Source organism: Pseudoduganella albidiflava (assembly GCF_004322755.1).
Classification (GTDB): Bacteria; Pseudomonadota; Gammaproteobacteria; order Burkholderiales; family Burkholderiaceae_D; genus Rugamonas; species Rugamonas albidiflava.
The window spans coordinates 4,063,895-4,078,514 of sequence record NZ_CP036401.1; the positions used below are offsets into that span (position 1 = coordinate 4,063,895).

Annotated in this window: 12 protein-coding genes; 2 read left to right on the forward strand and 10 right to left on the reverse strand. The window is 67.2% G+C overall.

Features of this window, described 5'->3' with window-relative positions:
* Window positions 1-17: 17 nt before the first annotated feature.
* The 6 genes from EYF70_RS16725 to EYF70_RS16750 form a co-directional block, all read right to left on the reverse strand.
* On the reverse strand, window positions 18-1,385 hold the full coding sequence (locus EYF70_RS16725) for a sugar MFS transporter (RefSeq protein WP_218943686.1): 1,368 nt from the start codon (window positions 1,383-1,385) through the stop codon (window positions 18-20).
* A gap of 89 nt (window positions 1,386-1,474) precedes the next feature.
* Window positions 1,475-4,549, reverse strand: a complete 3,075-nt coding sequence (locus EYF70_RS16730) for a sensor histidine kinase (RefSeq protein WP_131146416.1) — start codon at window positions 4,547-4,549, stop codon at window positions 1,475-1,477.
* A gap of 193 nt (window positions 4,550-4,742) precedes the next feature.
* Window positions 4,743-6,674 carry a methyl-accepting chemotaxis protein gene (locus tag EYF70_RS16735; protein WP_131146417.1) on the reverse strand — a complete coding sequence of 644 codons (1,932 nt, stop codon included), beginning with the start codon at window positions 6,672-6,674 and terminating at the stop codon, window positions 4,743-4,745.
* Window positions 6,675-6,685: 11 nt separating this feature from the next.
* Window positions 6,686-7,519 (reverse strand): TorF family putative porin, encoded by an 834-nt coding sequence (locus EYF70_RS16740; RefSeq protein WP_131146418.1) that lies wholly within the window; start codon window positions 7,517-7,519, stop codon window positions 6,686-6,688.
* Between the two features lie 176 nt (window positions 7,520-7,695).
* Window positions 7,696-9,039, reverse strand: a complete 1,344-nt coding sequence (locus tag EYF70_RS16745; RefSeq protein WP_165497700.1) for a glycoside hydrolase family 28 protein — start codon at window positions 9,037-9,039, stop codon at window positions 7,696-7,698.
* Between the two features lie 113 nt (window positions 9,040-9,152).
* On the reverse strand, window positions 9,153-10,115 hold the full coding sequence (locus tag EYF70_RS16750) for an alpha/beta hydrolase (RefSeq protein WP_131146420.1): 963 nt from the start codon (window positions 10,113-10,115) through the stop codon (window positions 9,153-9,155).
* Between the two features lie 307 nt (window positions 10,116-10,422).
* On the opposite strand from EYF70_RS16750, the gene EYF70_RS16755 reads away from it, so the two are divergent.
* Window positions 10,423-11,445: a glycoside hydrolase family 43 protein gene (locus tag EYF70_RS16755; protein ID WP_131146421.1), complete on the forward strand. Its 1,023-nt coding sequence runs from the start codon at window positions 10,423-10,425 to the stop codon at window positions 11,443-11,445.
* A 198-nt stretch (window positions 11,446-11,643) separates the two neighbouring features.
* The gene (locus EYF70_RS16760; protein ID WP_131146422.1) at window positions 11,644-12,132 is read left to right on the forward strand and encodes a hypothetical protein; all 489 of its coding nucleotides are present in this window, start codon (window positions 11,644-11,646) and stop codon (window positions 12,130-12,132) included.
* 90 nt (window positions 12,133-12,222) lie between these two features.
* Here the strand turns inward: EYF70_RS16760 and EYF70_RS16765 are convergent, their stop codons facing one another.
* From EYF70_RS16765 to EYF70_RS16780, 4 genes are all read right to left on the reverse strand, one after another.
* On the reverse strand, window positions 12,223-12,495 hold the full coding sequence (locus tag EYF70_RS16765; RefSeq protein WP_131146423.1) for a hypothetical protein: 273 nt from the start codon (window positions 12,493-12,495) through the stop codon (window positions 12,223-12,225).
* A 28-nt stretch (window positions 12,496-12,523) separates the two neighbouring features.
* Window positions 12,524-12,964 carry a hypothetical protein gene (locus tag EYF70_RS16770; protein WP_131146424.1) on the reverse strand — a complete coding sequence of 147 codons (441 nt, stop codon included), beginning with the start codon at window positions 12,962-12,964 and terminating at the stop codon, window positions 12,524-12,526.
* A 225-nt stretch (window positions 12,965-13,189) separates the two neighbouring features.
* Window positions 13,190-13,618 carry a hypothetical protein gene (locus EYF70_RS16775; protein ID WP_131146425.1) on the reverse strand — a complete coding sequence of 143 codons (429 nt, stop codon included), beginning with the start codon at window positions 13,616-13,618 and terminating at the stop codon, window positions 13,190-13,192.
* Window positions 13,615-14,571: a LysR family transcriptional regulator gene (locus EYF70_RS16780; protein ID WP_131146426.1), complete on the reverse strand. Its 957-nt coding sequence runs from the start codon at window positions 14,569-14,571 to the stop codon at window positions 13,615-13,617. The genes EYF70_RS16775 and EYF70_RS16780 overlap by 4 nt, the downstream gene beginning before the upstream one ends.
* Window positions 14,572-14,620 lie beyond the last annotated feature (49 nt).

A 14,620-nucleotide genomic window follows, 5' to 3' on the forward strand; every position in this document is an offset into this window, starting at 1 on the left:
GTGCATTGTTGTTCGGTTCAGCGCCAGCTGCGCAGCTTGTGGCCGCTCGCGGCATACCACAGGATCAGCAGATAGCACGGCAGCAGCAGCCAGTAGCCGGCACGCGGCGTGGCCAGGTCGGACAGGTAGCCATACAGCAGCGGCAGCACCGCGCCGCCGCAGATGGCCATGATCAGCACCGCCGAGCCGCTGGCGGTATGGCGCCCCAGGCCCTGCAGCGCCAGCGGCCAGATGGCCGGCCATACCATCGCATTGGCCATGCCCAGCAGTGCCAGGCACATCACGGTATCCGGCACCGGCGCGATGCCGGCCCAGCCGAGCAGCGCTTCGGCGATGCCGCCGGACTGGGTGGAGCCGGTGACCACGCCGATCGTGAACACGATGCCGGCCACCGCCGACAGCAGCAGCGCGCGCTGCTGCGACAGCCAGCGCGGGATCGCCACCACGCCGACCAGGTAGCCGAGCACCATGCACACCATCGTGTACGACGTCAGCACGCCGAAGTTGGCGACGCCCAGCTCATGGCCGTACAGGCCGATGGTGTCGCCGGCGATGACTTCCACGCCCACGTAGGCGAACAGCGCCAGCGCGCCCAGTACCAGCTGGGGGAATTGCAGCACGCCGCCCTTTGCCTCCACCTGCCCGGGCCGCGCCGCCCCCTCCGCCGGCGCGGCCGGTTCATCTTCCTCGGGGGCGATATCGCGCAGGCTGGAGAAATGAATAAAGACCATGATCGCGAACAGCAGCGCCGCCATGCACGCATACGGGAACACCAGCCGCTGCGCCAGCGCGGCGCGCATCGCCTCGCGCGCGGCCGGCTCCAGCGTGGCCATGGCGGTATGGGAAAACCGGTCGATGTCGGCCAGCATCAGCGACGTGAAGATCAGCGGCACCACCACGCCGGCGCCCTTGTTGAACAGTCCCATGATGCTGATGCGCATGGCGGCGCTGTCGCGCGGGCCGAGGCAGACGATGTAGGGATTGATGGCCGTCTGCATCAGCGTCATGCCGGTGGCCAGCGTGAACAGCGCGGCCAGGAACAGTTCATAGCGCGTGCTGTGCGCGGCCGGGATGAACAGCAGCGCGCCCACGCCCATGATGCCCAGGCCCAGCGTCATGCCCCGCTTGTAGCCGGTGCGGCGCAGCACCGCGGCGGACGGCAGCGCCATCACCGTGTAGGCGATGTAGAAGGCGAAGGTCACCCACAAGGCCTGGAAGTTGTTCAGGTCGCAGACGATCTTCAGGAACGGCACGAGCGAGCCATTGAGCCAGGTGACGAAGCCGAGGATGAAGAACAGCAGCCCCACGAACAGCATGCCGGCCACCACCTCCCGTGTCGAATGGCGCACCGGCGCGCCGAGGTTGTCGATGCTCATCTGCTGCATGCCTGTCCCCTTCGTTATCGTTGGGACATGCTAGCAGTGATACCGCTTCAAGACCAGTGGCAAGTGGTATGCATGGTCGGACCCTCCTGTCAGGCGGTATGCAGGTCGCGCGCCGGCGTGCCGGCCGCCAGCGGCATGGTGACGCGGACCGTGGTGCCGCGCGGCGTGCTGTCGATCTCCAGGGAGGCGCCGGCCAGGTGGGCCCGTTCGCGCATGCCGGGCAAGCCCCAGTGCCCTGCCCGCGCGCCGCGCGCAAGGATGTCGCGCGGGATGCCGCAACCGTCGTCGATGACGGCCAGGCGCAACATGCCGCCGCGGTAGTCGAGCTGCAAGGCGACCTTGGCGGCGGCGGCGTGGCGAAAGGCGTTGGCGAGCGCTTCGCGGCCGATGGTGAACAACTCGTCCTCGACCTCGGGTGCCAGTTCCGGCGGGCGCCCATCGACCTGCGCGACGAAGCCGGTGCCGCCCGATGCCGCGAACTCGCGCCCCGCCTCCGTCAACGCCTGTGCCAGGCTTCCCTCGCGCACGGCAGGTCCCCGCAACTGCCGGACCCGGTCGCGGCCTTCGTCCATCACGCGCTCGGCGCGCGCCAGCACCTCCTCCGCTTCCGCCCGCACGGCACTCTGGTCCGGCAGCTTGTGCATCAGCACATGCATGCGCAGGACCAGCGACTGCACGCTCTGCAGGAAGGTGTCGTGCAGGGTGCGGGCGATCCGCTCGCGTTCGAGCATGCGCACTTTCAGGTCGTTGTGCAGCCGCGCGGCGACCCGGGCCAGGCGCCAGCGGTGCAGCAGCCAGATCGCCGCCACCGCGGCGAGCGCGCAGGCCAGCTTGAACCACAGGGTTTGCGTAAACGCGGCCTCGATGGACAGGGCCACGCTCGCCGGGCGCGGGCTCCACACGCCGTCCTCGTTGGCGGCAATCACTTCGAACGTGTAGGCGCCCGGTGCGAGGTTCGTATAGACCGCCTGGCGCAGGCCGCCGGCATCGCGCCAGGCGCCGTCCTGGCCGACCAGGCGATAGCGGAAACGCACCCGCTCGGGCATCGACAGCGCCGTGGCGGTGAAGTCGATCTCCAGCCGCGGCACGCGCGCCGGCAGTGCCAGTGCCGCGCCGGCCGGATAGGCGCGTTCGTCCGTGCGGACGGCGCCGATCAGTACCGTCGGCGGGCGCGGGTTGCGGGGAATCGCGGCGGGATCGATATATCCCACGCTGCTGGACGTCGCATACCACAGGCGGCCATCGGTGGCCTGGACCAGCGAAGGCAAGGGCCTGATCTGGGCGGGCATGCCCCGGTGGCCATCGAGGTGGTCGAAGCGCTCGGCGGCGACGTCGGGCAGGCGCTGGCCGGCCGCGGCGGCAAGCGCCGGCGCATCCAGGCGCGCCAGGCCGCTGGTGTCGTGCAGCCACAGTTCGCCATTGCCACGCTCGACGATGCCCGAGACGCCATAGAAGGATCCCCGTCCGCGTTCGCCGAGGGCGGCGAAACGCTTGCCATCGAACCAGGCCAGGCCACGGTCGCCGCCGATCCAGAACCGGTCGCGCCCCTGCACCATCGCCAGGGTATTGCCGACGGCGAGACCGTCCTTGCCGTCGAACTGCCGCACCACGCCGTTCTCCAGCATGGCGATCCGGTTATCCGGGTAGCCGAGCCAGATTCGCCCGGCCCGGTCGGCGCTCAGTGAAATCGCGGTCGGCATCGCCAATTCGGGGTGGCCGCCGCCGGCGCTCCACGCGCCGCGCCGCAAGGCATGGATGCCCTTGCCCACCACGGATAGCCAGAGGTCGCCGTCCGGTCCAGTGGTAATGGCCTGGACGGTCCGGCCAGCCAGCTCGCCTGGCAGCGCGACCCGCGTCGTTTCGCCCTTGCGCACGCGCCACAGCCCGCCGTCGCCGGCGAACCAGAGAGTGCCGTCGGCCTGGCTGTGTGTCGCGCTGACCCGGTGGATGCCGGTGTCACGGCGCGTGCCATCGGCATCGACGATGAAGGTGGGTACCCTGAACGCATTCTCATGATGGAAGTTGATGACCCATACCGCGCCATCATCGCCCGCGACGACCCCGGGAGGACCGGTCAGCCCCGTGGGCAGCGCGATCGTCGCCAGCCGCGGTTCGCGCACGCGATCGACGCCGTTCTCGGTGGCGAACCACAGGTTGCCTTCACGGTCGGTCAGCGCCGTGGTCATGGTCTTGCCCGAGAAACCGTTGGCCGGCATGAACTGCTGCAGCGGCCTGCGCGCTTCATCCAGCAGCTGGAGTGCATCGCCCGTGTTGACCCACAGTCGGCCGCGATGGTCGACGGTATACGTATGCATCGGCAAGCCGCCATTGCGCAGCTGGAATGGCGCCAGCCTGCCGCTGGCGGGATCGAACAGCCGCAGGCCGTGCGCACGGCTGTTGATCAGCACCTGGCCATCTTTCCACAGGTCGCCCCCATCCACGCCGGGTTCGTCCAGCACCCTGGTGAACGTGTACCCGCCGGAGCCGGCCTTGCGCGCGCTCCTGTAGATCCCATCGGGGGCGTAGACCAGCATGCTGCCGTCGGGCAGCACGGTATGGAACATGACCAGGCCTTCCGACAGGCCGTCGGCCGGCGTGACGAGTCGCCAGTCTTCGCCGTCGAAGCGGTGCAGGCCGCGCGAGCCGGTGGCCCACAGGCTGCCGTCGGGGAGCTGGATGAAATGGTAGATCGCGCCCTGCGGTCCGTTCTTGCCCGTGTAGTGCCGCACCGCGCCATGCTCGAAGCGGCTGATGCCGCCGAACTGGTAGCCGACCCAGATCGTTTCGCCCACCGCCGTCACCGCGGTGGTTGCCTGCGCATGCAGGGGATGGCCATACACCGCGCGCTGGCGGAGGAAACGTGCGCCGTCGAAGCTGTACAGGCCGTCGGTAGCGGCAAACCACAGCAGGCCGTTGCCATCCTGGGCCATGGAAAACACATTGGCGGGCGCGCCATCCTTGCGGGTCCAGCTCGTGTTCTGGAGCGTGGCGCGTGCGGGCGCAGGCGCGGCCACGTCTTGGGACGAGCGCCGGGCCGCCTCATTGGCTGCCTCATTGGCTACCCGTGATTCGGGCTGGCGCGGCCCGGCCGGTGCGGATGCCGGCGCCGATGCCGTCGCCAGGGCCAGCAGCCACGGGAGAATACTGGAGCGAAGGACCGCCATGCGCATCCCGGCCTACTTCGCCGAGGCGGATCTGACGGACATCGCACCCGGCTTGCCGGTCACGCCGGCCGCATGGTGTGCGCCGCCGTCGTACGAGGCGGGCCCGCGTGGCATTTCCGATAGTGGAACGATGATTTCTCCTGGTTGCGCATGTCGGCGGTATTTTCCTTCATGCGCGGTCCCCCGTCCACAATCAGTTGCCGATGCGGAACTCCCCAACCAGCGCGACCAGCGTGGCGGCCTGCTGCTGCAGGCTTTCGGCCGCGGCGGCGGCTTCCTCGACCAGGGCGGCGTTCTGCTGCGTCACGCCATCCATCTGGCCGACCGCCTGCGTGACCTGGCCGATGCCGCCGCTCTGCTCCACGCTGGCGGCCGCGATTTCGGCGATGATGCCGGCCACGCCGCGCACGCTCGTCACCACCTCGTCCATCGTGGCGCCGGCGCCTTGCACGAGCGCGCTGCCGCGTTCCACCTGGGCGACCGATTCGCCGATCAGCGCCTTGATTTCCTTGGCCGCGCTGGCGCTGCGCTGGGCCAGGTTGCGCACCTCGCTGGCCACCACGGCGAAGCCGCGGCCCTGCTCGCCCGCGCGGGCCGCCTCGACGGCCGCGTTCAGGGCCAGGATATTGGTCTGGAACGCGATGCCGTCGATGACGGAGATGATGTCGACCACCTTGTGCGACGAGGCATTGATCGCCGCCATCGTCTCGACCACTTCGGCCACCACGGCGCCACCGCGCACGGCCACGCCGGACGCGTTGGCGGCCAGCTCGCGCGCCTGCGCGGCATTGTCCGAATTCTGCCGCACGGTGCTGGTCAGTTCTTCCATCGAGGCCGCGGTTTCCTCCAGCGCGCTGGCCTGCTGTTCGGTGCGTGCCGACAGGTCGGAGTTGCCGAGGCTGATCTCGGCGCTGGCCGTGGCCACGCTGGCCGAACTGTCGCGCACGCGCGCCAGCACTGCTTCGATCTTCGCCACGAACGCGTTAAAGCCGTTGCCGATCACCGCCAGCTCGTCGTTGCCCGTCACGGCCAGGCGCCTGGTCAGGTCGGCGTTGCCGCCGGCCAGCTGCGTCATGGTGCGGGCCAGTTCGCGCAGCGGGCGGGTCAGGCGGCGCAGCGTAAACAGCATCACGGCGGCCGCGATGGCGGCGCACAGCGCGGAGGCGATCACCGTGTACATCATCAGCTCGCGCGCCGGCGCGGTGGCCACGCTTTTCGGGAACGCCAGGCGCACGGCCCACGGCGCCACGCCGCCGGCCAGGCGCAGCGGCTGCACCAGGTTGACGGTGCCGTCCACTTCATATTCGTACGGCTGGCCGGCGCGCACCGCCGCCAGCGCCGCCGCCGGCATGTCGTCGGCCTTCTTGCCGTTGCGCGCGATGTCCGGATGGCTGGCGTACAGGCCCTGGTTCGACACCAGCGCCAGCCTGCCCTGTTCCACCGTCCGCATGCCGGCCAGAATTTCACCGAGCTTCGTCAGCAACAGGTCGCCGCTGACGACACCCTTGACCTGCCCGCCGACCAGCACCGGCGCCATCAGCGACGCCATCAGCACATCCTTGCCGTTGACCGGATAGGCCACCGGTTCGGTGAGCATGCGCTTGCCGGTCTTCATCGGCACGTCATACCAGTCGTTCGCCCCGGGGGCACTGCTGAAGGTGATCGGTTCGACATGGATGCCGCCATCGGCCTTGCGCGTGTAGTACGGCATATAGCGGCCGGAGGCGTCGAAACGGGGTTTTTGCCCGGCGAATTCGGCATCCCTGCCATCGAGGGCATTCGGTTCCATCGTCACGGAAGACCCCATCAGGTCTTCCGCATTGCGCAGCACGGCCTGGACGGCGTCGTCCACCTGGTCGCGCGACATGTGGCGGCCGGCGCCGAGCGTGGCGCCGACCGTTCCGGCCAGCGTCGACGTGGCGGCGAAATTGGTCTCGATGCGTCCCGCCAGCGTGGCCGCGGCGGCGGCGGCGGAGGTATGCGCGAGCTGCATGGCGGCTGCTTCCGCGCTGTTGCTGTTGCGGACACCGGTGACGCCGGCGACCAGCGCCAGGCTGGCCACCAGCAGGCCGCTGGCGGCGATGCCGATGCGGGCATTCAGGGACAAGTTGCGAAATAGCTTCATGCTGCGCTCCGTCAGAAGGTGCGGCTCACGCCGACGATGGCGGTTGCCTTGGCCACGTTCGCGTGGCGGATGTTGCCGGCCGCATCGGGCATGCCGGTGGTGTAGGTCTTGTAGATATCGGTCCGGCCCCAGGCGCGCGTCAGCGCCACGGAAGCGCTCCAGCCGCCGCCCAGGTCCCTGGTGACACCCACCTTGGCGTCGCTCCAGTTCCAGATGTCGTTGCCGGCGCCGGCCACGCGGCCATCGCCGGCGTGCAGGTTCAGCGTCCAGCCTTCGCCCAGCGCCGGATTGGCGCCCACGTCGAGGTAGACGGTGCCACGGGAATCGGGAATCCCGAAGAACATGGGGCTGACGGTGCGATAGTACTTGGCATACGCGGCCCGCCAGGTCACGCCCAGCGCCAGCTCGGCATAGTCGAACTTGTCGCCGGTGGCGCTCATGCGGGCCCCCGGGTATTCATAGAAATAGGCCATCACGCTGTAGCCGATGGCGCCCGCGCTGCCGCTGTAGCCGCCATACAGGTCCCACTCGACGCGCCCTTCTTCCATGAAGCGGCCGCTCACCGTGGATGCCCAGGTGCCGGCCGACCAGCCATCCGCGCGCACGTAGTCGACGCCGCCCTGCACGGCCGGCTTGCCCCAGGTCTGGCGGATGCCGCGCGAGACGTACTGCGACACGACGCCGGCGGTGGCGGTCCATTGCGCCGCCTGCACGCTGGTTCCAGTGCCGGTCTCGGTCTCGATGCCGCTGTCGGTATCGGTGGCGGATGCCTGCGCGGCGCCTGCGCACGCGGCGAGGCAAAGCACGGGCAGGAGCGCACGGCTCCAGGTAGGACGTTGGTTCATGTGATGGGTCGGTAAGGGTGGCGGAAATGCCGGGAGAATGTAGCCGTGCGGCAATAATAGCCCCTATCAAGGCGCAAGTCGCCGAAACGTGCCCTTCTGTCCACGCATTTTTCGGCGCCGTGCGACGCCGATACAACAGTGTTCCTTACCGCGCTGGCGCGGCCCGCCGGCGCCGGCTACAGCATGACCGGCTGGCCGTTGACCCGCACGTTCTCCAGCTGGAGGCCGGCGGTGCCCGTCGCGTCGAGCGAGGCTTTGTCCGCTTGCAGGGCGGCGGTACCCGTCGCGCCGAGCGAGGCCTTGTCCAGCTGCACGTCGATATCCTTCAGCAGGATGCCGGCGATTTCGGTCTGGCCCGGGTTCGGCGCGATCTTGCCGAAGGCGCCGAAGCGCCCCTTGATGTCCACCAGGCTGATGTTGCGCACCACCGACTTCGGCGGCGGGGCGCCTTTCAGGTCGAAGTACTGCGTCCATGGCCGGATCGCGACGATCAGGCCGCGGCTGGAATCGAGCGTCAGGCCGCGGAAGTGGATGTTTTCGTAATGCTGCGGCGTGTCGGCGCGCAGCTTCAGCACAGCCACGTTGGACACGCCGGGGCCCACCTTGCAGTTCTCGACCAGCACGTCGTGCACCAGCGTGGCTTCGCTGCCCAGCGTCATCACGCCATGGCCGCGGCGGAATTCGCAGTTGCGCACGCGGATATGCTCGACGGGCGGGCTGTCCTGGTCCTGCAGCGCGTGCGGGCCCTTCGAGCCCTTGGCGGCGATGCAGTCGTCCGTCACCGAGAAATAGCAGCCGTCGACCGTTACTCGCTGACAGCTGTCCAGGTCGATGCCATCGGTGCTGGGCGCCTGCTTGTAGTCGTCCGGCACCTCGAAGCGCGCGCCCCGCACCGTCACGTCCTGGCAGCGGTACAGGTGCAGGTTCCAGAATTGCGAATCCTTGAACGTGACGCCTTCGACGGTCACGTTGCGCGAACGTTCGATCAGGGCCAGGCGGGCGCGCGGCACGCTGATGTTGGCAAAGTTGTGCGGGTCGGGCGCCGCGTTGCGCAGTTTCCAGAACAGGTCCCAGATGGGCCGGCCGGCGCCATCGAGCGTGCCCTTGCCGGTGATCTTCAGGCCATCGCAGCCGCTGGCATTGATCAGGGCCGGATTGAAGTTCGGCGCGAAGTGCCCTTCGATGCGCGTGCGCCGCGCCGGGAAATGGCTCAGGTCCGTCGAGCATTTCAGCACGGCGCCCTGCTCCAGGTGCAGGTGCACGCCCGGCTTCAGGAACAGCGCGCCGCTGACGAACACGCCGGCCGGCACCACTACCGTGCCGCCACCCTGCCCCGCGGCGTGGTCGATGGCTTGCTGGATCGCGGCGGTGTTGACGGTGCGATCGTCGGCGACGGCGCCGAAGCCGGTGATCGGGAAGCGCCTGGCGTCGCCAAGGGTCGCGCACGCCGGCAATGCGAGGAACGGCGCGGCGAGCAGCGACAGGGCGAAGTGACGGCGGTGGCTGGAGTGGTGGGACATGCCGGCTCTCTCATGGACTGGAACCAGGCATGGTAGAGCCGGCCGCCGCGGCGGGCCAGCGGCACGCCCCATTCACTCAGGAACTTGAGCGGTGCCGCCGTGGTTCGTACGGGCTAGCTCTTGCGCTGCAGGTAGCCGTGCATGCCCAGCCAGCGCGTGAAGCCGTCGAACCATCCGGTGCTGGTGGTCGTCTTCGGATACATGCCGAAGCCGTGCCCGCCCTGCTCGTACAGGTGGAATTCCACCGGGCGCTTGGCCGCGCGCCAGCTGTCGACCAGGCCATAGCCGGCGTTGGCGAAGAACGGATCGTCCGCGGCCAGCGCCACGAACAGCGGCGGCGCGCCGGCCGGCGGCGTCACCGGCGACAGCGGGCCATAGATGTTGGCGATGAAGGCCGGCTTGGCATCCTGCCCGTACAGCGCGGTGGACAGCGTCAGCATGGCACCGGCCGAGAAGCCGGCCATGCCGATGCGGTCGCGGTCCACGCCCCACTCCGCCGCACGCGAGCGCACCAGCGCGAACGCGGCGCGTGCATCGGCGATCTGCGGCGCCAGTTCGACGGCGGGATCCTGCTGCGGCCGCGGCTTGGCGGCGCCCGAGAACATCTCGGCCATGGCGCGCTCGAAGGCGGGCATGTCGGCCGGGGTCTGGTTCAGGCGGTACTTCAGCACGAACGCCGCCACGCCCTTGTCGGCCAGCGCGCGCGCCACGTCCCAGCCTTCGTTGTTCATCGACAGCGTGCGGAAGCCGCCGCCCGGCGCGACGATCACGGCCGCACCGGTCGCCTTGCCCTTGGGCGGCAGGAACGGTGTCAGGGTGGCCACGGTCACGTTGCGGGCGAACACGCTGCCGTACTGCCGGTGCCAGGATTCCTGCACCGTCGCACCGGGCAGCGCCCCGGTGTCCAGCACGATCGCGTTGGGCTGCGCCGGCGCCGCGATCGGCGTCATCTTGTCGTCCTGCGCCATCGCGGGCGGCGCGAAGGCACACGCCAGCGCCAAAGCGCCGGCAAGCAGTCCGGCCGTCAGCGGACGAATGGAACGGCGGTTTTTTTCCATGCAAATCTGGGCTTGCATTCGATCTCCTCTCCAGGTTACGGCAATGCCGGGATGGCGCTTGCCGGCGATGCTCACGGTGATTCCCACGATGACGGTCGTGGCCCTGCCGGGCCATTCCGGTCACCGCCGGTAGCGCAAACAGTGCATATACCGTGCACTGAATGTTCGCATAAAGCAGGCGACAAAGATAGCGCAATCATAACTTTTGCAGCGTCGGCGCGGGCGTGGGGATACCGATTCGGGCATCCCTCCGCAGGCAAATGTGATTGGCGCGGGCAGTGACGGCGATGGCACACTCGCCGCTCCTGTCTACTCTCCCGATCCCATGCCATACCGTTCCCTGCCCCTGATTGCCGCCCTGGTCTTCGCGTTGCCGGCCGGCGCCGCGCCCGTCTTCGACAATCCGCTCGTGCCGCAGCGCGCCGATCCGCACGTGACGCTGCAGGCCGACGGCTATTACTACCTGACGGCGACCGCCCCCGAGTACGACCGCATCGAGGTGCGCCGCGCGCGCGACCTGAACGGCATCGGCAAGGGCGAGAGCAAGGTTGTCTGGCGCAGCCACGCCACTGGCCCCATGAGCCGGAACATCTGGGCGCCGGAAATGCACCGGATCGATGGCAAGTGGTACATCTATTTCACGGCCGGACGCGACGATGCGCCGCTGGATATCCGCCTGTACGTGCTGGAAAACGACGCGGCCAATCCGCTCGAGGGAACATGGCAGGAGCGCGGGCAGCTGAAGACGGGCTGGGAAGTGTTCGCGCTCGACGCCACCACCTTCGCCCTCGACGGCCGGCGCTACCTGCTGTGGACCCAGCGCCCGCCCACGGCCGACAAGCACATGACGGCCGTGTATATCGCTGAAATGGATACGCCGCTGTCGATCAAGGGCCCGGCAACCCTGCTGACCACGCCCGAGTACGCGTGGGAAAAGGTGAAGTTCGACGTCAACGAAGCGCCGGCCGTGCTGGTGAAGAATGGCCGCGTGTTCGTCACCTATTCGGCCAGCGCGACCGATGCCAATTACGCGCTGGGCATGCTGACGGCCGATGCCGGCGCGAACCTGCTCGACGCCGCCTCATGGACCAAGTCGCCGCGCCCCGTCTTCGCCAGCAGCAAGGCCGCCGGCCAGTATGGCCCCGGGCACAATTCGTTCACCACCACGCCGGATGGCAAGACCGACATCCTGGTCTATCACGCGCGCGGCTACGAGCACATTCCCGGCGATTCGCTGAACGATCCGAACCGGCATACCCGCGCGCAGGCGATCGCGTGGCGTGCGGATGGCACGCCCGATTTCGGCGAGCCTGTGGCGGACAAGGCGGCGGCAGCGAGTCGCCCCTGATTGCTGGACGTGGCTACAGCCCACCACACTGCCTTCATTTGCGCCGGCATATTGTCGCGCATCGTCGAGAATCCGGAATCGTTCGTCGACATCGAAAATTCCAGACATCTGAATACAAAGTTTGACAGACAGAGCGCGGACAGGACGGCATACTCGACAGCGCTATACGCCTGAGCAGACTGTGGCATGCGCTGACACATGTTCGGCCCGCTGTTGCTGCCCCGCGTGACTGGAAATCTCTCGAAGGTATTGATGAAAATGACGAAATCGCTTTTGGTGGCACTGATTATTGCCGGCGCCACCCAACACGCAGTACAAGCGCAAACCCTGACCGAAGGCCTTTCCAGCCTGGGCAAGGCGGCTGGCGCGATCGCTGGCCTCCGGGCGCCCGGTTTCGGGCATTCCGGCAAATCGACATCCAACAGCCCTGACGATCCCGTATTCGGGCAGCCCCGTGTCGAAGCGCGCGCCCACCCGAAATATCCTGACAAGGAATGGCCGGACAAGATGATTGAAGGCTATATCGCGCGTGACAGTTATGGTTGCCCGGCGTTCTTTGCAAACGGAGATTCCATGTTCGTTTACAGCTTCGACAAGTTCGAACAGAAAGTCAACGGCGCATGGGTAGCGCTTGACATCATGAAACTGGCGAAAGAAGTACCACAGCATTGCACGGGCGGCGGCTGACGTACCTCTCAGCCTGGATATGGCCTGGGCCATCAGGCGCTTGTCACGGCCGGCCGTTGCCGCTCCGTTGCGAACGGCCAGCCACAGTGTCTAATTGTTGAGGCGATAAATCCGCTCGATCTCGACGGGAGACAGCCTCGACAGGCACTCTTCGACGGCCGCGGCTTCGACCGACTGAGGAAAATACATGGTGATAATCTCACCGCCCGGTCGCTGTTCCGACGATTGATACTCATGCGGCAAGTCACATTCGTCGCCGAGATAATCGGAAATGACATCGAACAGTTCATAGTCCTTGATGACGACGATGCATCGATTGTCTTCGTCCAATCCGATCTCGATGTGTGGAAGAATCCGCTTCATCAGCACTCTCCAGCAACGGGGACAGTTATTAATTACCGGCCTGGCACTTCACGCCGATGACATTGTTATAGGTGCCCATCGGCCAGCTGGTGGCGCGCCACCGATAGGTACCTGGCCCGATGAAACGCATTTCCCACTCGCGATATTCGTCGGGAACGCCCGCCAGCTCCGGACCATATTGGATGACAAGCACGTTGGGCGCCTGGCTGACGATCGATGCCGAATAACGTTCGATCGCCGGCCCGTCGGCGACACGCCATTTCCGGTCGTTCCTGAAAACCAGCGTCTTCCGGTCGGCTGACACCTCGAAATGCTGGTGCAGGTTATCCTGGCGGCACCCATATTTGTGTTGCGCGCTTTCCGCCCACATGCCTTCGAGGAGCGACCAGTCGAAAGTATCCTGAGCGCTGGCGGATGTCGACGCCAGGGCTGCAGCAACAGTGATGGACACGATAAAGCTTCTGGTCATTCATGGCTCCGTGGTTATTCTGGATGGCTGATGAATGGCAGATATTGGCCGGTTCCAGAGGATTGTCACCACAGATTGTATGTTGTTGCCATCCAGAAATACAAATCATTTTGTCAGCTGGCTCACCCTGCCTTGTGAGCGCCCATTTAAAAGTGTCCGCCAGCGTATGGCGGTGGAAGAAACCGGGCGCTGGATCCATCGCCAGCATTCCAGCTAAAAAGCGCGTCACGGCACCCAGTAAATAAACAATTCACGCGCCTCGCCAAAACGGTCCAGCGTGACCCGCCGCCGCTGCTCGACGCCCTTCGACGTGGCGGACACCGTGTAGGTGCCCGGCGGCAGCTTGAGGTAGACCAGCGGACCGCTGCCGGCCAGCTTGAAGACGGGGCCCTGCCGCACGTCCTCGACCACCAGCGCGACATTGCCCAGCTTGGCGCCGGTGTCGTGCACGGCGAAGGCCAGCCGCAGGTTGAACGCGGCCCGCATCGTTTCCAGCGCGGCGCGTTCGTCCACCGAGTTCCCGCCGCTGGCATAGGTCACCGTGCCGATGGTACCGGTCCGCAGTTTTCCCTGGGCCAGCGCGGCGCCGGCGGGCAGTGCCGCGCATGCCAGGGCCACGCACAACGCGCGCGCCATTCGTCCGATGTCGATCATGCCGGTCCTCCGTTGCTCGCCTTGCCGCGCCGTTTCCCCGCATGGCTGCCCGCCCCCGCCGACGCGGCCGACCGAGCCTGGTCGGCCAGCGCGAGGAAATTGGCCACCTTCGCCGACGGTTCGGCGTCGCGCGAGGCCAGCGCGAGGTTGGTGACGACCTTCACGTCGGCGATGTCCACATAGACCACGCCTTCGGCACGGATCTGGCTCACGGAAGCAGGCACGATCGAGACGCCGAATTCGGCGGAGACCAAATTGACGACCGACGACAGCTGCGGCGCCTGCTGGCCCGGCACCGGCTCGAAGCCGGCCAGCCGGCACGCGTTCAGGATCTCATCGTGCAGCATCGGGCTTTCCTCGCGGGGAATCAGTACGAAGGCTTCGCCGGCCAGCGCCGTCAGCGGAATGCGGCGGCTCTTCGCCAGCCGGTGGCCGGCCGGCAGTACCACCTTCATCGGCTCGCTGGCGATCTGGTACAGCGCGATGCCGGCGAACGAGTGAGTGCCGGGGCGCATCAGCGCCAGGTCGAGCCGGCCCTCTTCCAGCAAGGCCAGCAACTGGGTCGTGGTGCCTTCGGTCAAGGTCAGCGCGACGCCGGGATAGGTGGCCCGGAAGGCCCGGATCAGCGCGCGCACGATCGGGTGAAACGCCGCGGACGCCGTCAAGCCAAGGTGAACGTGGCCCGTTTCGCCCCGGCCCGCGCGTTGCGCATTTGCAACAGCACTTTGCGCATCGTTCAGCAGCCGTTTTGCGTCGACCATCAGGGCCTTGCCGGCTTCGGTGAGCGACATGCCATGGCCGGTGCGATGGAACAGCGGCACGTCCAGTTCCCGCTCCAGCGTGAGGATCTGCTGGCTCAGCGGGGGTTGGCCGATGCCCAGGCGTTCCGCGGCCCGGGTCACGTTACCCTCCTCGGCCACGGCCACGAAGTAGCGGAGTCGTCTTAATTCCATGACAATTTTCCGATCCGGTATCTGACTATCATCTGGATTCTAAACGTTT

Bases quoted from the DNA above. Each gene is read 5' to 3' on its own strand.
- EYF70_RS16750 (WP_131146420.1), bottom strand. From the start codon at position 10,115: ATGCAAGCCCAGATTTGCATGGAAAAAAACCGCCGTTCCATTCGTCCG.
- EYF70_RS16730 (WP_131146416.1), bottom strand. From the start codon at position 4,549: ATGGCGGTCCTTCGCTCCAGTATTCTCCCGTGGCTGCTGGCCCTGGCG.
- EYF70_RS16735 (WP_131146417.1), bottom strand. From the start codon at position 6,674: ATGAAGCTATTTCGCAACTTGTCCCTGAATGCCCGCATCGGCATCGCC.
- EYF70_RS16770 (WP_131146424.1), bottom strand. From the start codon at position 12,964: ATGACCAGAAGCTTTATCGTGTCCATCACTGTTGCTGCAGCCCTGGCG.
- EYF70_RS16740 (WP_131146418.1), bottom strand. From the start codon at position 7,519: ATGAACCAACGTCCTACCTGGAGCCGTGCGCTCCTGCCCGTGCTTTGC.
- EYF70_RS16775 (WP_131146425.1), bottom strand. From the start codon at position 13,618: ATGATCGACATCGGACGAATGGCGCGCGCGTTGTGCGTGGCCCTGGCA.
- EYF70_RS16745 (WP_165497700.1), bottom strand. From the start codon at position 9,039: ATGTCCCACCACTCCAGCCACCGCCGTCACTTCGCCCTGTCGCTGCTC.
- EYF70_RS16780 (WP_131146426.1), bottom strand. From the start codon at position 14,571: ATGGAATTAAGACGACTCCGCTACTTCGTGGCCGTGGCCGAGGAGGGT.
- EYF70_RS16725 (WP_218943686.1), bottom strand. From the start codon at position 1,385: ATGCAGCAGATGAGCATCGACAACCTCGGCGCGCCGGTGCGCCATTCG.
- EYF70_RS16765 (WP_131146423.1), bottom strand. From the start codon at position 12,495: ATGAAGCGGATTCTTCCACACATCGAGATCGGATTGGACGAAGACAAT.
- EYF70_RS16755 (WP_131146421.1), top strand. From the start codon at position 10,423: ATGCCATACCGTTCCCTGCCCCTGATTGCCGCCCTGGTCTTCGCGTTG.
- EYF70_RS16760 (WP_131146422.1), top strand. From the start codon at position 11,644: ATGTTCGGCCCGCTGTTGCTGCCCCGCGTGACTGGAAATCTCTCGAAG.